Genomic DNA, 19,416 nt, shown 5'->3' on the forward strand with positions numbered 1-19,416 from the left:
TCCGGGGTTTTTCCGGCGCCGACACCGAGGGCGCATGCGGGTCTACGATCTCGACCATGATCGATCCCGTGGAATCCGACGCCCGCGATGCCGCCACGACACCGCCTGTCCCCCTCCCCTCGCGCCTCGCCGTCGGCGCGCTCGCGTGGCAGAGCGTCTCCGCCGCGTCGCGTGCGGCCGCCCAGCTCGCCTCGGCCGAGCCGGCATCCCTCGATCCCGCACGTATCGCGGTGGCCTACTCCAGCGAGCGCCACATCCTCCTCGATGGCGAATCGCCCTCGCCCTGGGCCCCGCTCTCGGGATTCTTCCGCACATCCGACGGATGGGTACGCACCCACGGCAACTATCCGCACCACGCGGATGCGCTCCGGATGGCTCTCGCTCTCCCGCGGGACGCGGACCGGGACGCGGTGGCGCGCACCCTCGCGGCGATGCCGGCGGGGGTCGCTGCCGAGGCCATCAGTGCGCGCGGCGGCATCTGCGTCAGCGTCATGCACGAGAACGCGGACGCGGATGCTCTCCTCGCCGAGCGTCCCGTTGTGCGAGTCGATCGCCTGGGCTCCTCCCCCGCTCGCCCGCGGACCTGGGGGCCGACGGCGGCGCCGCTGCACGGCATCCGTGTCCTGGATCTGACGCGCGTGATCGCGGGACCGGTCGCGACCCGAACCCTGGCGCTGCTCGGAGCCGACGTTCTGCGGATCGATCCGCGCCGGCACCCCGAGTTGCCGATGCAGCACGCGGACACCGGGCATGGCAAGCGGTCGACCGTGCTCGATCTGAGAGAGCCCGACGATCGGGAGGTCTTCGATCGCCTGCTCGTCGACGCCGACGTGATCGTTCTCGGCTATCGCCCCGCCGGTCTGGCACACCTGGGGCTCGAACCCGCCGAACTGGCCTCTCGCCATCCCGGAATCATCGTCGCACGGCTGTCGGCATGGGGTTTCGACGCGTCGTCCGCCGACCGCCGTGGATTCGACAGCATCGTGCAGGCCGCGAGCGGCATCGCCTGGATCGAGTCGCGCGAGGACGGCATCCCCGGGGCCCTCCCCGCACAGGCGCTCGACCACAGCGCCGGGTATCTGCTCGCCGCCGAGATCATGAGCCTGCTCGAACGTCAATCGCTCGAGGGCGGGTCGTGGCTCGCGGAGACGTCTCTGCGTCGAGTCGCCGCGGAGCTCCTTCGAATGCCCCGAACGGCCGAGCCGAGCGCCGCCGAGCCCTTCGACCCGGCCCCGCACCTGCAGACCTTCGCCTTCGACGGCGGGATTCTCACGACCGCGGGCCCCGCGATCGCGTACGAGGGCGGACCGGATGCGTTCGCCCCGCCACGCCCCTGGGGTGCGGACACCCCCGCTTGGCTGTGACCCACCCGCCCGCGAACGGACGCAACATGCCGTTCCATGTCGTTGTGGAACGGCATGTTGCGTCCGTTCGGTGCAGATCGAAGTCGAAGCGAAGGGAAAATTGGCTCGAAGGTGGCTTCAGAGGCGCCGGGGCATGGGCGTCCGGTGCCACACCTGCAGGACGATCGCGAGTACCAGGGTGAGCCCGCCCCAGATGCCCACGGTCGGCGGAAGCACGAGGTATGCCAGGTGCTCGACCCCGAAGCCCGGCCGGAGCGGTCCGAAAATCGCCAGCCCGCCGATCCACGCGGTCGTCAGGAACACCGGCAGCGACAGCCACCAGGCGACGCGCACGAAGCCCGCGACCCGATCCGGCACGGGTTCGGGCGGACGACGCGCGAGCCACCACACGGCCCACACCCCGATGATCAGCAATCCGAGCGCCGATGAACCGTACTGCAGCCACTTGTAACCCGCCAACGGGCCCCACTTCTCGGCCAGGGCCGGGAAGGCGAGCAAACCCCACCGGTCGAGGTGCGTGAACAGGTCCCACGCGATGTGACTCGCGACGCCCAGGCCGAGCGAGAGAGCGAGGAGCAGGATGCTCGCCAGCGAGATCGTGCCCGGCGCAGCGCCGGGTCGGTGTCGCGCGAACGTCTCACGCGCAGAGGCCCGGGCCCCGACATGCCACCCTGCCGGGAGCCGTTCGGCCAGCGCCCTCGGCACGAGATCGAGCGCGGCCGGCCGCAGAACACAACGCCAGACGAGCAGCAGCACGAGCGCAACGACAACCGTGACGGGAAGCCACGACCAGGTGTGCGTGACCGAATACCGCAGACCGAATCCCCGCAGGAAGATCGGCAGGTCCGGCGTCATCGCACCGATCGCGATCGCCGCCGGCACCAGCGGCGTGCGCACGAACGGCAGCGCGACGACCGCGTGGCTCGGGGTGAACGGCATCCGGCCGTCAGCTCTCGGTCACTGTTCGGGCGCGATCATCGGACGAAGACGCCCGCCAGGGTCTTCTTGCCGCGACGGAGCACGGAAACCCCGCCCGGAAGGGCGCCCGACACGACGACGGATTCGTCGGCGACCCGCTCGCCGTCGAGACTGACGCCGCCCTGCGCGATCGCGCGCCGGGCCTCGGACAGACTCGCCACCAGACCCGTATCGACGAGAGCGCGAACGATGTCGGTCCCCGGTGGCAGCTCGGCGTGCGGCAGCTCGCGCAGGGCGGACTCGAGCGTCGCCGCATCGAGCGCCATCAGGTCTCCGCCTTGGAAGAGCGCCTCGGATGCCGCGATCACGGCGGCCGTCGCATCCGTTCCGTGCACGAGCGCGGTGACCTCGAGTGCCAGCCGCTTCTGCGCCTCGCGGCGGAACGGCTCGGTCTCGACGAGCTTCTCGTACCGCTCGATCTCGTCCCGGCCGAGGAAGGTGAACACCTTCAGCCTGGAGATCACGTCGGCGTCGAGGGTGTTGAGCCAGAACTGGTAGAACGCGTACGGGCTGCACATCTCGGCGTCCAGCCAGATCGCGTTGCCCTCGCTCTTGCCGAACTTGGTGCCGTCGCTGTTCGTGATCAACGGCGTGCCGAGCGCGTGCACCGAGACACCCTCGACGCGGTGGATCAGATCCACGCCGCTCGTGAGGTTGCCCCACTGGTCGCTGCCGCCGGTCTGCAGCACGCAGCCGTACTCGCGGTAGAGCTCGAGGTAGTCCAGTCCCTGAAGGATCTGGTAGCTGAACTCGGTGTAGCTGATGCCCGCCTCGGAATTCAGCCGGGCGCTCACGGCATCCTTCTTGATCATCGTTCCGACGCGGTAGTGCTTGCCGATCTCACGCAGGAAGTCGATCGCGCTGAGCGGTGCGGTCCAGTCGAGGTTGTTGACCATCCGCGCGGCGTTGTCGCCGTCGAAGCTCAGGAACCGCTCGACCTGTGCCCGCAGGCGCTCGACCCATTCGCTCACGGTCTCGCGGGTGTTGATGGTGCGCTCGGCCGTCGGCCGCGGATCACCGATCAGACCCGTCGATCCGCCGACCAACCCCAGCGGACGATGCCCCGCGAGCTGCAGTCGACGCATCGTGAGCAGCTGCACGAGGTTGCCGAGGTGCAGGCTCGGCGCCGTCGGGTCGAAGCCGCAGTAGTACACGATCGGGTCGCCACCGAGCATCTCGCGGAGAGTCTCGGCATCGGTCGAGACGTGGATGAGCCCGCGCCAGACGAGGTCATCCCAGACGTTGTCGAAGGCGGGATCGCGCACGGGAGCGGTCGCGGTGAGGGCATCGGATGGCACGTCTTCGAGGTTATCAGCGGCCCGCCGGACGCCCGGACGGGCGTGGTCGGCGATGTTCACGCGCCGCCGGATCCGAGCACCCACCACACGAGGAAGGCCGCCGCGAGGGCCGTGACCCAGCTGACCATGCTGCCCACGAGGAAGTACTCGGCGCGGTCGCCGTTCTCGCCATCGCGCGAGATCTCCGGGAATCGCACGATGCCCTTCGCCGCGATGACGGCCGCGAGCAGCGTGTAGGCACCGGTGAGGGTGAGCGCGAAGACGAGCAGGCGCTCGAGGGGCCCGATCAGTCGGCCGCCCTTGAGCGCCGATGCGCGGGCAGCCGGAGGCGGTGGCGGAAGAGGCGGTACGGAAACGGGTGCGGCGGGGCCGTGCACGGCGGGGTCGTGTGCTGCACCCGGGACATCCCTCATCGCAGCTTCTTCGGGCGGACGGATGACGCGCTCGAGCGCGAGAGCGGAGCGCACGATGACGTTGCCCGACTCGAGCAAGAACACGACCGTTCCCACGAGGAGGAGCATGTCAGCGGCGGACAGCGGACCGAGGGGCGACGCGAGGGGTGGCAATTGGGTGAGCACTCCCCCGCCCCCACCGCCCAGCGGGCCGTCACCGACCAGAATGCCGCCGAAACACACGACGAGCAGCGCCATCATGGGCCAGGCGCCGGCCCGGCCGCCGCCCGCGTGCGGGACGAGCCACAGCCAGACTCCGGCGGAGACCAGAGCCACGACGATAGCGAGGGGCGCCGCCGCGCAGACACCGATCGTGATGACGACGAGTCCCACGACCGCGAACCCGATCCAACGGCGGCCAGGCATGGACACGCGCACGAAGGCTCGCACCAGGTCTGCCGCACCGATCGCGAGCAGCACGAGCCCCGTGAGGGTCACGATCCCGCCCGCCGCGTCAGCGCGTGGAAGCCCTCGACGATCGCGGAGGCTCCGGCCCCCGTGAGCGCCTGAGAGACGGCGGACTGCGTGATGCCCTCGCTCTGGGCGAGGTCCTTCTGCGACCGATCCAGGCAGCGCCCGAGGGTGAGTCGGCGTGTGCGTTCCGACATCGAGGTGACGATCTGGTCGCGCGCCAGCAGGTACGCGTTGGCGAGCGGCACGGGCATGGACATACCGTCAGTCTCGTCCGCACCACCGACAACCCAGGCGCGCGCGCTCGGCGCGGCGCGGCGCTGCTTCGCGTGAACGGTGTCGATGGCCTCGCGCGCCGCCCACCACGCCGGCCCCTCGGGAATCTCGCCCGCGGCGGATCGGATGGGTGCGAGCGGTCCGATCCCGATGCCGAAGCGGAAAGCCACGGCATCCGGAAGCGTCAACTGCAGCAGCAACGTCGAGGCCAGCGCGGCATCGAGGGTGTCGTAGACGGCCTGTTGTTCGTCGCCCGCGGTGGGGCGGAAGGGCTGCCGGGCGAGGGGGAAGGCGCGCTCCGTCGCGGCGATGGCGTCGTCGAGCGTACGTTGAGCGGATTCGCGGTCGTCAAGACGACGAGATCCGATGATGTCAGCGATCACGGCTATGGGCATACCATAAGCATATCGCTTATTATTCAGGAATATAAGGTCAACGCTTATTTGCGAGCAATATCATCGCGAGCTCGCCGGCCGACACGAGAGGCGGGAACGGTCGCTCGGGCTCAGAGTCCGAGCGCGTGGCTCGCGGTCTGTGCGCGCGCGACGAGCTCGGCCCGCTGCTCGGTCACCCGCACGGGCGCCGTACCGCCTGCCCCGGAGCGGCTCGCGACGGAACCCTCGATCGTGAGCACCTCGCGTACGTCGGGCGTGAGCAACGGCGAGACCTCGGCGAAGAGCTCGTCCGAGGCATCCTCGAGTCCGATACCGCGCTGCTCGCACGCGCGCACCAGCGCGCCCGAGATCTCGTGCGCATCGCGGAACGGCACGCGCCGACGCACGAGCCAGTCGGCCACATCGGTCGCGAGCGAGAAACCCTCGGGGGCGAGCCGAGCCATCCGCTCGGTGTCGAATCGCAGCGTCGCGATCATCCCGGCGATCGCGGGAAGCAGCACCTCGAGCGTCACGACCGCGTCGAAGACGGGCTCCTTGTCCTCTTGCAGGTCGCGGTTGTACGCCAGCGGCAGACCCTTGAGCGTGGCGAGCAGACCGGTCAGGTCGCCGATCAGGCGCCCCGCCTTGCCCCGCGTCAGCTCGGCGATGTCCGGGTTCTTCTTCTGCGGCATGATGCTCGAACCTGTCGAATACGCATCGTCGAGTGTCACGAAGCCGAACTCGCGCGTGTTCCACAGGATGATCTCTTCGGCGAAGCGCGAGAGGTCGATGCCGATCATCGCGGCGATGAACGAGAACTCCGCGACCACATCGCGCGCGGCGGTGCCATCGAGCGAGTTCTCGGAGGGGCGGTCGAGGCCGAGCTCGCGGGCCACCAGTGCAGGATCGAGGCCGAGGCTCGACCCCGCGAGCGCTCCCCCGCCATACGGCGAAACGGCGGCGCGGGCGCGCCAGTCGCGCAGGCGTTCGAGGTCGCGTACGAGCGGCCAGGCGTGGGCCTGCAGATGATGGGCGAGCAGGATCGGCTGGGCGTGCTGCAGGTGCGTCCGACCCGGCATGATCGCGGATCCCGCAGCCTCCGCCTGTGAGACAAGGGCATCGATGACACGCAGGATGTCCCGGGCGATGACCGTCGCATGGTCGAGCAGATACATCCGAACGAGCGTCGCGATCTGGTCGTTGCGGCTGCGTCCGGCGCGCAGACGCCCGCCGAGTTCGGCACCCGCCCGCTCGATCAAGCCCCGCTCGAGGGCACCGTGCACGTCCTCATCGGCCTCCGCCGCGACGAAAGCGCCCGAGGCGACGTCCGCGGCCAGGGCATCGAGGGCGGCGTGCATCGCGGCGAGCTCATCCGGCTCGAGATACCCGGCCGCGGCGAGCGCCGCGGCGTGCGCCTTCGAGCCGGCGATGTCGTAGGGCGCGAGCACCCAGTCGAACTGCGTCGAGCGACTCAGCGCGGCCAGTTCGGGCGACGGACCGCCCGCGAATCGTGCGCCCCAGAGCGCCCCCTCGTTCGTACCCTGCGCCTTGTCGTTGCTCACGAGTCCACCCTATCGACGGCATGTAGCGCGGCCGGCCCGCGGGGACCCGCCAGGCGTGACACGCGGTCGAGCACCCACTCGAGGGGTCCGCGCCCCACGAGCAACGCCCACAGCGTGCAGGCGACCACGGTCCAGACCACGAAAGGCACGAACGGATCGGTGTCCCGGAAGGCCCCGAGCGTCGACTCGCCCGCTTCGGGTGCCGGCTGCAGCACCCACCAGACGACGATCTGACCGACGTACGCGGTGAGCGGCATCGAACCGACGGCGCGCAGGGGCAGGGTGAGCCACCCGAGCGGGCCGAGCCACGCCTCGCCGCCATCCGGCGCGCGCCACCACGGTCGGGCGAGCAGCAGGCAGAGGCCGACCACCGCGACCGCGAAGCCCCCCGAGCCGAACACCTCGAGCAGTCCGTCGGAGTGCGGATCTGCGGTCCAGACCATCGCGAGATAGGTGTCCGGCGTCGCGGGCGCGACGGCGGCGAGCGTGTACGCCACGATCGCGAGAGCCGCACCCACGACCACGAGGGCGAGCTGCGTCCGGAGTGCCCGCACATCGAGGCGACCAACGCCGAGTCCCGCGACGACGAAGGCGATCCAGACCGTGAACGGATAGTTGAGGCCGATCAGCAGACCCAGATCCGCCCCAAGCGCGGTGTCCCAGAACGGCAACTGAATGATCGCGGCCTGCACCCAGGGCATCACGAGTCCGAGCAGGGCGGCGAACGCAAAGAGGAACGCGGGTCGCACACGCAGCAGTGGCAGCACCAGCAGGAACAGGATGGCGTACGCCGGCAGGATCACGTAGACCGGCACCTGCGTGAGGATCAGCAGCACACCGATCACCCAGATGCAGAGAGCGCGCAGCGCGAGCCGAGCGGATGCCCGCTCCCGCGCCGCGCCGCTCACCGGTGTACGTCCGCCGGTGAGGAGCGCGATCGAGATTCCCGCGAGCGTCGCGAACAGGATCGATGAACGCCCGTTGACCACGTCTGTCCAGGTCGAGAGGTCCGCGATGTCGAACGGATCGATCCACAGCAGGTGCGCCGCGAACATCCCGATGACGGCCAGACCGCGCGCGAGATCGAGCCCGGCAATCCGGCGCGGGCCATTCAGACGGCGCCAGTTTTCGGCGAGCAGGGGGCGTTTCGCCTCGCTGCGCTCGCTCAACGGATGACCTCGCTCAGGCCCGCTGCAATAGCCACACCAGCAGAGCCTTCTGCGCGTGGAGCCGGTTCTCGGCCTCGTCCCAGACGACGGACTGCGGGCCATCGATCACGTTCGCATCGACCTCGTACCCGCGATCGGCGGGCAGGCAGTGGATGAAGATCGCGTCCGGACGCGCGAGCGACATCGTCTCTTCCGTCACCTTGTACGCGCCGAGATCACGCAGGCGCGCGATCTTCTCCTCTTCCTTGCCCATCGACACCCAGGTGTCGGTCACGATGATGTCGGCTCCCGCCGCAGCCTCGAGCGGATCGGTGTGAATCTCGACCGACCCGCCCGTCTGTGCCGCGATGCGGTCGGCGTCGGCGATGACGTCGTCACGGGGCGAGTAGTCCTCGGGCGCGGCGACGCGAACGTGCATGCCGGCGGTCGCGCACGCGAGCACGTACGAGTGCGCCATGTTGCTCCTGCCGTCACCGAAGAAGGTGAGCGTGAGACCCTTCAGGTCGCCCTTGTGCTCGCGGATGGTGAGCAGGTCGGCCAGAAGCTGGCAGGGGTGGAAATCGTCCGACAGGGCGTTGACGACCGGCACGCGGGTGTCCTTCGCCATCTGTTCCAGCCCTGCCTGCGCGTAGGTGCGCCAGACGATCGCGGCGACCTGGCGCTCGAGCACGCGCGCCGTGTCGGCCGGGGTCTCTTTACCGCCGAGCTGGCTGCTCGCGGTCGTGATGATCAGCGGCGTTCCGCCGAGATCGGCGATGCCCACGGCGAACGAGACGCGCGTGCGGGTCGAGGACTTGTCGAAGATCACCGCGACGGTCTGGGGGCCCGCGAGCGGCTTCTGCGCCCAGCGATCCTTCTTCAACTCGATCGCGAGGTCGAGGATCTCGGCCTGCTCGGCCGCCGTGATGTCGTCATCGCGCAGGAAGTGGCGGGTCATGCGGGAACCTCCGTGGGGGTTGTCTCAGGTGCGGGTGCGGGTGCCGATGCGGATGCGGCATCCGCGGCATCGTCGATCAGAAGGGCGTCGGCCACGGTGGACAACGACGCGGCGAAGAGCTCGAAGAACTCGGCGACCTCGGCGTCGCCGATCGTCAGGGGCGGCGCGAGCCGGATGGTCTCGTCGTTCGCGGCGTTGACGATCAGGCCGTGCTCCTGTGCGGCCGCGACGACGGCCTTCGCGACCGGATGCGTCAAGGCAACGCCGATCAGCAGTCCCTGACCGCGCGTTCCCGCGACGAGCGGGGATCCGAGCGCCGCAATGCCGTCGCGCAGTTCCGGACCGCGCGACGCCGCATTCCCGACGAGTCCTGCCCCTTCGATCTCGCCGAGCACGGCTCCGGCGACGGCCGTGCCGAGGGCGTTCCCGCCGAAGGTCGAGCCGTGCGTGCCCGGGTAGAACAGATCGCTCGCGTCGCCGTACGTGATCAGCGCTCCGATCGGGAAGCCCCCGCCGATCCCCTTCGCGACCGTGATCGCGTCAGGTGTGATGCCCTCGTGCTGAAAGCCGAACCAGCGCCCGGTGCGTCCCGCACCCGTCTGGATCTCGTCGATGATCAGCAGGGCGCCGTGCTTCTCCGTCAGCTCGCGGGCTGCGCGCAGGTACCCCTCGGGCAGTTCCACGACGCCGGCCTCGCCCTGGATGGGCTCGACGACGAGGGCCGCGACTCCCCCCGCGGCGAACGCATCCTCGAGCGCCGCTACCGTCATGGGCAGATGTTCGACGCCGGGGACCATGGGCAGGAAGTCGGCCTGCATGGCGGGCTTACCCGTCATGGCGAGCGTGCCCATCGTGCGCCCGTGGAACGCGTTCTCGAGCGTCAGGATGCGCGTCAGCCCGGCCTTCTTGCCGTGCAGGCGGGCGAGCTTGAACGCGGCCTCGTTGGCCTCGGCGCCGGAGTTGCCGAAATACACGCGTCCCGCCTCACCCGTTCCCGCGAGCCGCTTCAGGCGGGCGGCGAGTTCGAGCTGCGGGGGCGTCGCGAAGTAGTTCGACACGTGCGCGAGCGTCGCCGCCTGCGTGGTGATCGCCTCGACGAAGACCGGATGCGCGTGCCCGAGCGAATTGACCGCGATACCGGCCAGGAAATCGAGGTAGCGGCGACCCGAGTCATCCCACAGCGAACACCCCTCGCCGCGGACGAACAGCGCGAGCCGATCGCCGAAGCTGCGCACCAGGTCCTTGCCCGCGTCATCCTGCCAACTCATCCCGCCACCACCTCTGTTCCGATTCCTTTGTGTGTGAAGACCTCGACGAGTACCGAGTGCGGCACGCGACCGTCGATGATCGCCGCCGTCCTGACGCCGCCCTCGACCGCGTCGAGGCACGCCTGCATCTTGGGGATCATGCCCGACTCGAGGCTCGGCATCATGTCACGCAGTCGCGACGACGTGAGGTGCGAGACGAGCGAATCGCGGTTCGGCCAGTCGGCGTAGAGTCCGGGCACGTCCGTCAGGACGATGAGCTTGGCCGCGCCGAGAGCCACGGCGAGGGCGGATGCCGCGGCATCCGCATTCACATTGAGTGACTGGCCGGGGCGGTCGAGGTCGGGGGCGATGCTCGAGACGACGGGGATGCGTCCCGCCTCGAGGTGATCGTGGATCGCGGTCGGATCGACCTCGACGACATCGCCGACGTTGCCGAGATCGTGCTCGACGCCCTCGATCGTCACACCGCGGCGGCGTCCGCCGAACAGTCCGGCGTCCTCGCCGCTCAACCCGCTCGCGAACGGTCCGTGCGCGTTGATGCGTCCGACGAGCTGCGGGTTGATCTGGCCGGTCAGGACCATGCGCACGACCGAGATCGCCTCGGTGTTCGTGACGCGGTAGCCGCCCTTGAACTCGCTCGGGATCGCGAGCCGGTCGAGCATTGCCGAGATCTGCGGGCCCCCACCGTGCACGACGACCGGCTTCACGCCGACGAAGCGGAGGTAAGCGATGTCCTCGGCGAAGCTCTCCTGCAGCTCTTCCGAGATCATGGCGTTGCCGCCGTACTTGATCACGATGATCTGGTCGCGAAAGGTCTTCAGCCACGGCAGCGACTCGATCAGCACGCCGGCCTTGGCTGCCGCCTCTTCCGGACTGGTGTCCTGGATGGCGCTCTCGGTCGTGTCCGTCGTGTCGGTCATGAGGAGTACGCGCTGTTCTCGTGGACGTAGTCGTGCGTCAGATCGTTGGTCCAGATCGTCGCGTGGGCGTCGCCGACCCGGAGGTCGATGCCGACGTGGGTCGCCCGCGGGGCGAGATCCACCTCTTCGCGCGGGCGGTCGGGGCCGCCCCGCGTGCAGACGCGGACGCCGTTCATGCTGACATCGACGTCGTACGGGTCGAACGCGGCATCCGTCGTTCCGATAGCGGCGAGCACACGGCCCCAGTTGGGGTCGTTGCCGAAGATCGCGGCCTTGAAGAGGTTGTTCCGGGCGACCGACCGGCCGACGGCGACAGCGTCTTCTTCGGATGCCGCGCCGGTGACCTCGATCGTGATGTCGTGGCTCGCGCCCTCGGCGTCGCCCTGCAGCTGGGTCGCGAGGTTCGTGCACACCTCGCGGAGTGCTGCGCCGAAACCCGCGGGGTCGGGCGTGATGCCCGAGGCGCCGCTGACCATGAGCGTGACCTGGTCGTTGGTCGACATGCAGCCGTCCGAATCGAGTCGGTCGAAGCTCACCCGCGTCGCCGCGCGGAGGTGCGCGTCGGCCTGTGCCGAGGTCAGCACGGCGTCGGTCGTGATGACGACGAGCATCGTCGCGAGTCCGGGCGCGAGCATCCCGGCACCCTTGGCCATGGCGCCGATCGACCATCCGTCGCCCTGCACCACCGTGCGCTTGGGACGCGAGTCGGTCGTCATGATGGCGAGGGATGCGTCCTCTCCTCCGTCTGCCGTGAGCGCTGCGATCGCCTTCTCGGTGCCGTCGAGGACCTTGGCGCGGAAGACCTCGTCGCCCGTGCCGATCAGGCCGGTCGAGCAGATCAGGATGTCGCCCGAGCTGACGTCGAGCAGTTCGCCGGCCTTCTCGGCCGTCTGGTGCGTGGTCTGGAAGCCGAAGCTGCCCGTGAAGCAGTTGGCGCCGCCCGAGTTGAGGACGATCGCCTCGACGACGCCGTCCTTCACGGCCTGCTCGGACCAGAGGATCGGGTTGGCCTTGGCGCGGTTGCTCGTGAAGACGGCCGCGCCGACCTTGAGGGGTCCGCGGTTGACGACGACCGCGACATCCGGCTTGCCCGTCGATTTCAGCCCCGCGACGACTCCGGCCGCCTCGAAGCCCTGGGGTGCGGTCACGCTCACGGCGCCACTCCGTTCACGGTCAGGCCCGTGGCCTCGGGAAGGCCGAGGGCGATGTTCATCGATTGGATCGCGGCGCCCGCGGTGCCCTTCACGAGGTTGTCGAGCGCGGTCACGACGACGACCCGGTTCGCGGCGCGGTCGATCGCGAGGCCCATGAGCGCCGTGTTGGCGCCGAGAACGTCGGCCGTGCGGGGGAAGTCGCCTTCGGGCAGGAGCTGCACGAACGTCTCGTTCCCGTACGCCGCCTCCCACGCGCCGCGGATGTCCGCGTCGGTCGCGCCCGGCGCGATGGGGGCCGAGCTCGTCGCGAGGATGCCCCGTGCCATCGGCACGATGACGGGTGTGAACGAGATCCGGATGCCTTCGTCCGCGGTTTCCGGCGCGGTCGATGCGGACCGCGCTGCGGCGAGCGCCTGCCGGATCTCGGGGATGTGCCGGTGCGTGCCGCCCACCGCGTAGGGGTTGGCGGACCCGAGGATCTCGCTCGCGAGCAGGTTGGTCTTCAGGCTCTTGCCCGCACCGCTCGGACCGACGGCCAGAACGCTCACGATGTCGGATGGATCGATGACCCCGGCCGCGACGCCCGGCGCGAGGCTGAGGCTCACTGTCGAGGCGTTGCATCCGGGCGCCGCGATCCGGGTGGCCCCGACGATCCGGTCCCGTTGCGTTCCGCCGTCGACCGGCAACTCGGGCACGCCGTACGTCCAGGCTTCATGGAAGTCGCCGCCGTAGAAGTGGTCCCAGGCGCTGACGGATTCGAGCCGGTGATCGGCGCCGCAGTCGATCACGAGCGGAGTATCGGCGAGCGCGTCGGTGTACTGCCCCGACTGCCCATGGGGCAGGGCCAAGAACACGATGTCGTGACCGGCGAGCGTCTCGGGCGTCGTCTCTTGCAGTGTGAGGTGAGCGAGCGAGCGCAGGTGCGGCTGGTGCGCGACAAGGGGCTGCCCCGCGTTGGAGTGCGCGGTCACGGTGCGGATGACGACATCCGGATGCGCCGCCAGAAGGCGCAACAATTCGCCGCCGGCATAGCCGGAGGCGCCGGAGACGGCTACCTGATAGGGCATGGTTCAACCTTAGGGTCTGGGACGATGCGACCCCCGCTCGGAGCGGGGCGCGGGATGACGCGCTGGTTACCGACGGCGACACCCTCCGCTCGACCCGCCGAAGCGGGGAGCGCGGGGTCGCCTAGAGTCGGCGTCCGTCCCGACGTCGGCGCGCACCGGCGAGGCTCACGGGGAGCGTCTCGAGCTGGGTGGCGGCCGAAGGCATGGGCCGACGATAGCGGCCGGGACTCAGCATCCGCAAATCCGCGGGGCCGCGCGGGCGAGCGTCAGCGCGCGAGGTCGGCGAGCAGCGCGAGTTCGTCCGCACGGGTCATGCCCGCAAGCCGTTCGCGGTCCAGACCCCGCGCCCGTTCGGCCCAGAGCGCCCGCTCGAGGGTGTTCCGGATGCTCCGGAGCCGGCCACCCGCCGCGAGGTAGGCTCCATTCGAGCGCGTCATGAATCCGGGCATGCCCGGTGGCAACCACAGCGGAAGCGAACGCGGGCCCGCCCAGGGCGCGACGCCCTGCGCGGTGAGCCACTCGCCGTCGGCCTCGACGAGTGCCCCGGTGTGCCCGGCGACCTCGCGGGCGAGCGCGAGCATCCCACCGAGGGGCACCGACTCCCCCACCGCGTTGGCGGTGCCGTGCCATCCGTCCATGCCGCGCGCGACGACGAAGTCGGTCAGGTCGTCGACGTCGATCACCTGGGCGCGGGCCGCCTCCAGCGGAGGCGCGAGGACCGCGCCGTCGCCCGCGAGAGCGAAACGCCCCACCCAGTACCCGAAGCGGTCCGTGGGGTCGCCCGGCCCGACGATCAGCCCGGGGCGCACGATCGCGGCACGGTCGCCGAGCACGGAGCGGACGGATGCCTCGGCCGCGGCCTTCGCGCGCGAGTAGTCGTACTCGTCCTCGGGCGTACCGGGCGCCGCGGGTTCGCTGAGCGGCGCGCTCTCGTCCGCACCGACCTCGACGTTGCTCGCGTATGCGGACACGGACGAGACGTATGTCCAATGCCGGGCCCGCGTCACGAGGCCGTCCACCGCCGCGGCGACGTGGTCGGGGATGGACGAGATCTCGACGACCTCGTCCCAGTCGCGGCCCGTCACCGCGGTATAGGCACCGGGATCCGCGCGGTCCGCGACCACCAGTTCTGCACCCGGCGGCGCAGGCCGCGCACCGCGGGCGAGGCAGGTGACGGATGCCCCGGCATCCACCCACCGTCGCGCGATCGCGCCGCTGAGCCATCCGGTGCCACCGAGAATCAGAACGTCGGTCATCCGTTCATCCCATCAGACGTGCGCCGCCGACGCGACGGGTCCGAATGCGACGTTGTCGCCGACGGCAAGCCGTGGCGGCGGACAGTATTCCGGATGAATCGGGCTCCGTCCCACGCCCGGGCGCGCCATTCCGCGGGTGCCTCACGTACCGCGCCTCCTTCATCCGGAGTACTGTCCGGCGACTCGCCGTGAAAGCCTCCCGACAGCCCGCGCCCTAGGCCTTCGACGGAACGACGGATGCGCGGGCCCGCGCGACCGCCGCGACAGCACCGAGGGCCGCGACACCCGCCCAGATCACGAGGCCGATCGCCGCCTGCAGCACGGCATGCAGCGAACCGCCGAGCAGGGCTTGCGTGCCCTGCAGCCCGAGGCTGAGCGGCAGCAGCGCGAGCGGCCCCGCGGCGATCGAATCCGCCGGCACCGGTCCGGCGATGCCCGCCGCGACGACCTGCACACCGAGCGCGACGACCGAGACGACCAGCCCCGCCCGACCGAGCAGACCGCAGAGCGCCTGGTGCACGAGAGCGAAGCACACCGACATCACGATCGAGAGCGCGAACGCGACGGCCATGCGATCGGGCGCGACACCCAGGAGCGCCACACCGACCCAGACCAGCAGGGCCTGGACGATCCCGACCACGGCACCGACGATCGCCGCCTGCCCCGCGATGCGACGGGCCGAGGCGGGCGTGCCGAGCGCCGCGCGCGAGAACGGAGCCACCACGAGCGAGGTCGCGAGCGCACCTAACCAGAGCGCGACGGGCACGAGTGCCGCCACGGCCGCCGCGCGGGCGCTGGAGGGACCCCCGACCGAGGCCGTGTCTACGCCGATGGGATCGGCGACGACCCCCGCGATCGTCTTCTGCTGATCTGCGGAGTACGCGGGGATGTCCGCGGCGGCGGTGTCGAGTCCCGATGCGAGCGCTCCCGATCCGGTCGCCAGTTCTCCGAGTCCCGCCCGCAGTTCGCCGGCTCCCTCGGCCAGGGCGCGCGCCCCCGCAGCGGCCTCCGCCTCGGCCTGGGCGAGCTGCCCGAGTCCGACAGCGACGGGTGCCGCGACTTCGGCGAGCGCTCCCGCACCGATCGCGACGGCCGCCGCATCGACGGAGTCTCCCGCCAGGGCGCCGGCGTGCGTCTGCAGCCGCGCGGCGGCGGCCGCGGCCTGCGCCCGCAGGGCCGTGATGTCGGCGAGGAGGTCCCCCGCCGGCCGCGCGGGGTCGAGCGCGATGAGCGCCGCGATCGCATCCAGCTCGGCCACACCGAGATCCTGCGCGAGAGCAAGTTCTTCCGCGACGAGGGCCTCGGCCGCCACGGACGCCGCGAGAGCTGCGGTGTCGGCCGATGCGGCTCCGCTGAGGGTGCCCAGGTCCCGCGCGCCCTGGGGCAGGGCGTCGAGGATCCGCGCGATCTCGCCGATCCCGGCGGCCAGGTCGGAGCTGCCCGCCTCGATCCCGCCGGCGCCCTCGCCCGCGCCCTCGATACCCGAGGTCAGTTCTTTCGCACCGGATGCCGCCTGCCCGAGCGATCCCGACAGCTCCGCGAAAGCGCCCAGAGTGCCGGCGACGTACCCCGAGGTCAACTCGGCCGCGACACCGCGGGGCAACCCGGCAGCGACCGCGTCCGCAACCCTTCCCTCGACGAAGCCGTGGCGCGTGCTGGTCTGCACCTGCAGCTGAGCCACCGTCGGGTCAGCCGAGCCGAGCGTCGCGACGTTCTGGGAGAAGTCGGCGGGGATCGTCACGATCGCCTGGAAGCTGCCGTCGGTCAGTCCCGCCGACGCCGTACTCGCGTCCGTCAGCGTCCAGGTCAGGCCGTCCGGGCTCGTCAGAAGGTTCTCGGTGAGCAGCTTGCCCGCCGCCACGGGTTCTCCGGCCTGCTCGATCGGTGTGTCGAGATTCACGATCGCGGCCGACAGCGTCTCGTCGCTGCGGTGCGGCAGCATCGTGAGCAGGATGATCAGCGGAGCGGCCACGGCGAGCACGATGATGGCCGCGGCACGCCGACGGGATCCGGCGGGAGCGGGGACGAGGCTCCAGAAGCTGGTCACGAGCGACTCCTCTCGAGTGCGGCGGCATCGACGCGCACCGAGACGACGACGCGATCGGTGACCGGCACGAGCTCGTCGTCGACCGCGAGCACGGCCGTCGCCGGCGCGTCCAGCCGGCCCAGCACCGCGGCCACGACCTGCGGCGATCTCCCGCGCAGGTCGACCACGACGAGCGGCAGGCCGGACGACAGCGCGACCGCCACGGCGAGCGCCCACCGCCCGGCATCGTCCAGCCGCGCGACGAGGGTCTCGGGTCCCGTCTCGGCACCCACGGGTGCGCCGACGACGTCGATGAGGGCGTCGAAGGCCCGCGCGGCATCGTGTGTGCGTGCGGGCAGTTCGCGACGCGAGACACCGTTCAGGCGCAGCATCCCCTTCAGGTACTCGCCGACGGACTCGGCGTCCACGGCGGGGGACGCCATCTCGACGTGGGCACTCCGCGCCGCCAGCGCACGCCGCTCGAACGGCAGCAGACGACCCTGCACGGCCACGGAGCCCTCGACGTCGCCGGACCTCCCCGCCAGCACGGCGCTCACCCGGTCGGCGTGCTCGCCCCGCACCAGCAGCACCGCACGCGCGGGTACGCCGAATGATGCGGGCTCGAGGCCCCCGAAGGAGGCATCCTGCGCGTGCACACCCTCAGCTCGCTGCTCGTCACCGTCCCGCCACGTGCGCTGGGCGAGCATCCGCTGCACCGCGTCGCCCTCGATGTCGGCATCGGGCAACACGCGCGCGAGCCCGCGTGGCAGCCACCACGCGCGGTCGCCGAGCAGCGCCATGAGAGCCGGCACCAGGGTCATCCGCACGACGAACGCGTCGATCAGCACACCCACCGCCAGCGCGAGGGCGATCGGCTGGATGATGGCGTTGCCCCCGGGGACGAAGGAGAAGAAGACGGAGAACATGATGAGGGCCGCGGCCGTCACCACGCGCGCGGAGGCCGAGAACCCCTCGAGCACGGATGCCCGGGCATCCCCCGTCGCCGCGTAGCGCTCACGCATCCGCGAGACGAGGAAGACGTGGTAATCCATCGCCAGGCCGAACAGCACGGCCATCACCAGGATCGGCATGAAGCTGATCACCGGGCCCACCTTCCCGACGCCGAGCAGGTCAGCCGCCCACCCCCACTCGAAGACGGCCGTCGACACGCCGAGCGCGGCACCCACCGTCAGCAGGTAGCCGAACGTCGCCGTCACGGGAACCGCGATCGAGCGGAACATGATCATCAGCAGCAGCAGGCACAGCCCGACGACGACAAGGGCGAACGGCAGGAGCGCCGCGCCCAACCGGTCGGAGATGTCGATGGCGAGCGCCGTCTCACCCGTGACCTGGAACCCGAAACCGTGCGCGGTCTCGAAGGCCGGCGCCAGGTCGCGCAGCCGCTGCACGAGGTCGCCCGTCTCAGCCGAACTCGGCGCGCTGGTGGGGGTGATCGTCAGCACCGCGAGGTCGAGCGCCTCGTTGGGGAACGCCTGCGACGTCGTGGCGACGCCCTCGACCGACCCGAACTCGCCGTCGAGGGCGTCGAGCGCCTGCTCGACATCGAGCGTGCGGGAGATGTCCGACGTGATCAGCAAGGGGCCGTTGAATCCCGGACCGAACCCCTCGTCCAGCAGGTCGTAGGCGACGCGCGGCGGTGAGCCCGCCGGGTCGTACCCGGCATCCGGAAGCGTCAACCGCATCCCCGCGGCCGGCACGGCCAGGGCGAGCAGCACGACCACGACGATCGCCGCGGTGGCGAGCGGCGCCCGCGTCGCGATCCGCGCCCACGCGGGGCCCCGCTTCCGCGCATCCGGCTCGGCTTTCCCCGTCCGCTCCGCGCGCTTCCGCCGCGGCTTCGGGATGAGTCGCCGGCCGCACAGGGTCAGGATCGCCGGGAGGAGCGTGACGGCCACCGCCAACGCGCAGAGCACGGCCGCGGCGGCGCCGAGCCCCATGACCGTCAGAAACGGGATGCCCGCGACCGCGAGCCCCAGCAGGGCGATCATGACGGTCAGGCCCGCGAAGACGACCGCCGTTCCCGCCGTCGCGATCGCCACGGCGACGGATTCGGCGACCGCCATGCCCTGCCGGAGGTTGCCACGATGCCGCGACGTGATGAGCAGCGCGTAGTCGATCCCCACCGCGAGGCCCAGCATCGTCGCAAGCACGGGAGCGGTGGCCTGCACCGGCGCGAAGGCTGCGACGATCGTGATCGAGCTCGTCGCGACGCCGACGCCGATCGCCGCGGTGATGAGCGGCATCCCGGCGGCCAGCAGCGAGCCGAAGGTCACGGCCAGCACGACGTACGCGATCGCCATCCCGACCAGCTCCGTCCAATCGACGCCGGATGCGGCGGTCGGCACGATCCCCGAAACCGCCACCTGCAGACCGGCCTGGGTCAGCGGCGCCGTCGCCTCGTCGACCGCAGTGACCAGACTGGCCGGAATCGCATCGGCGGCGTCCGAGAGCTGCACGGCGATGAACGCCATCCGCCCCTCCGACGACACCTGGTCGGCGACGCCCGTGCCCGCGGGAGAGGAACCGCTCGCTGGCATCGGATACGGGCATCCGACGTTCGTCACCCCCGCGACGACGGCCAGGCTCTCGCAGGCCGCGCCGATGGCATCCGCCTCGTCCGAGATCGCGGATCCGTTCGGGGCGACGACCACGACACGTCCGCTCGCGCCGCTCAGCTGCGGAAAACGCTGCTCCAGGGTGTCGAGCGCGGCCTGGGCCTGAGTGCCGGGGATGTCGAAGGAGGACTGCAGGTGGTTGCCGAGCGCTGCGGCCGCGGTGCCACCACCGACGGCCAGGATGAGCCACGCGGCCAGCACCCACCACCGCCGTCGGGCGCAGAATCGACCTATTCGATAGAGAACGGAGGACATCTCCGACGACTCC

Annotated in this window: 15 protein-coding genes; 1 reads left to right on the forward strand and 14 read right to left on the reverse strand. The window is 70.7% G+C overall.

Annotated elements, in window-relative coordinates:
* Window positions 1-56: 56 nt before the first annotated feature.
* Window positions 57-1,364, forward strand: coding sequence for a CoA transferase (locus CGU35_RS09410; RefSeq protein ID WP_100811216.1), 1,308 nt, complete (start codon window positions 57-59; stop codon window positions 1,362-1,364).
* A 117-nt stretch (window positions 1,365-1,481) separates the two neighbouring features.
* Here CGU35_RS09410 and CGU35_RS09415 read toward each other — a convergent pair whose 3' ends face one another.
* The 14 genes from CGU35_RS09415 to CGU35_RS09480 all read right to left on the reverse strand — a co-directional run bounded on the left by CGU35_RS09415 (window position 1,482) and on the right by CGU35_RS09480 (window position 19,403).
* Window positions 1,482-2,303: a DUF4184 family protein gene (locus CGU35_RS09415; RefSeq protein ID WP_100811217.1), complete on the reverse strand. Its 822-nt coding sequence runs from the start codon at window positions 2,301-2,303 to the stop codon at window positions 1,482-1,484.
* A 35-nt stretch (window positions 2,304-2,338) separates the two neighbouring features.
* On the reverse strand, window positions 2,339-3,640 hold the full coding sequence (tyrS, locus tag CGU35_RS09420; protein WP_100811393.1) for a tyrosine--tRNA ligase: 1,302 nt from the start codon (window positions 3,638-3,640) through the stop codon (window positions 2,339-2,341).
* A 56-nt stretch (window positions 3,641-3,696) separates the two neighbouring features.
* Entirely contained in the window at window positions 3,697-4,530 is an 834-nt protein-coding gene (locus CGU35_RS09425; protein ID WP_100811218.1) for a hypothetical protein, read from the reverse strand.
* Window positions 4,527-5,174: a SatD family protein gene (locus CGU35_RS09430; protein WP_100811219.1), complete on the reverse strand. Its 648-nt coding sequence runs from the start codon at window positions 5,172-5,174 to the stop codon at window positions 4,527-4,529. Before CGU35_RS09430 ends, CGU35_RS09425 begins: the two co-directional genes overlap by 4 nt.
* Window positions 5,175-5,284: 110 nt before the next feature.
* Entirely contained in the window at window positions 5,285-6,715 is a 1,431-nt protein-coding gene (argH, locus tag CGU35_RS09435) for an argininosuccinate lyase (protein WP_100811220.1), read from the reverse strand.
* A complete protein-coding gene (locus CGU35_RS09440; RefSeq protein WP_232711209.1) occupies window positions 6,712-7,884 on the reverse strand; it encodes a heparan-alpha-glucosaminide N-acetyltransferase domain-containing protein in 1,173 nt (390 codons plus the stop codon). Before CGU35_RS09440 ends, argH begins: the two co-directional genes overlap by 4 nt.
* Before the next feature lie 13 nt (window positions 7,885-7,897).
* Complete coding sequence (gene argF / locus CGU35_RS09445; RefSeq protein ID WP_100811222.1) at window positions 7,898-8,821, reverse strand: ornithine carbamoyltransferase; 924 nt, start codon at window positions 8,819-8,821, stop codon at window positions 7,898-7,900.
* Window positions 8,818-10,089: an acetylornithine transaminase gene (locus tag CGU35_RS09450; RefSeq protein ID WP_100811223.1), complete on the reverse strand. Its 1,272-nt coding sequence runs from the start codon at window positions 10,087-10,089 to the stop codon at window positions 8,818-8,820. Before CGU35_RS09450 ends, argF begins: the two co-directional genes overlap by 4 nt.
* A complete protein-coding gene (argB, locus tag CGU35_RS09455; RefSeq protein ID WP_100811224.1) occupies window positions 10,086-11,009 on the reverse strand; it encodes an acetylglutamate kinase in 924 nt (307 codons plus the stop codon). The genes CGU35_RS09450 and argB overlap by 4 nt, the downstream gene beginning before the upstream one ends.
* A complete protein-coding gene (gene argJ, locus CGU35_RS09460) occupies window positions 11,006-12,163 on the reverse strand; it encodes a bifunctional glutamate N-acetyltransferase/amino-acid acetyltransferase ArgJ (RefSeq protein ID WP_100811225.1) in 1,158 nt (385 codons plus the stop codon). The genes argB and argJ overlap by 4 nt, the downstream gene beginning before the upstream one ends.
* On the reverse strand, window positions 12,160-13,230 hold the full coding sequence (argC, locus tag CGU35_RS09465) for an N-acetyl-gamma-glutamyl-phosphate reductase (RefSeq protein WP_100811226.1): 1,071 nt from the start codon (window positions 13,228-13,230) through the stop codon (window positions 12,160-12,162). Before argC ends, argJ begins: the two co-directional genes overlap by 4 nt.
* Before the next feature lie 266 nt (window positions 13,231-13,496).
* Window positions 13,497-14,486, reverse strand: a complete 990-nt coding sequence (locus tag CGU35_RS09470) for an NAD-dependent epimerase/dehydratase family protein (protein WP_100811227.1) — start codon at window positions 14,484-14,486, stop codon at window positions 13,497-13,499.
* Between the two features lie 214 nt (window positions 14,487-14,700).
* On the reverse strand, window positions 14,701-16,533 hold the full coding sequence (locus CGU35_RS09475; RefSeq protein ID WP_100811228.1) for a YhgE/Pip domain-containing protein: 1,833 nt from the start codon (window positions 16,531-16,533) through the stop codon (window positions 14,701-14,703).
* Window positions 16,530-19,403: an MMPL family transporter gene (locus tag CGU35_RS09480; RefSeq protein ID WP_100811229.1), complete on the reverse strand. Its 2,874-nt coding sequence runs from the start codon at window positions 19,401-19,403 to the stop codon at window positions 16,530-16,532. The genes CGU35_RS09475 and CGU35_RS09480 overlap by 4 nt, the downstream gene beginning before the upstream one ends.
* Between the last annotated feature and the right edge of the window lie 13 nt (window positions 19,404-19,416).

The sequence above is a fragment of the Microbacterium sp. BR1 genome (assembly GCF_002812725.1).
Taxonomy (GTDB): Bacteria; Actinomycetota; Actinomycetes; order Actinomycetales; family Microbacteriaceae; genus Microbacterium.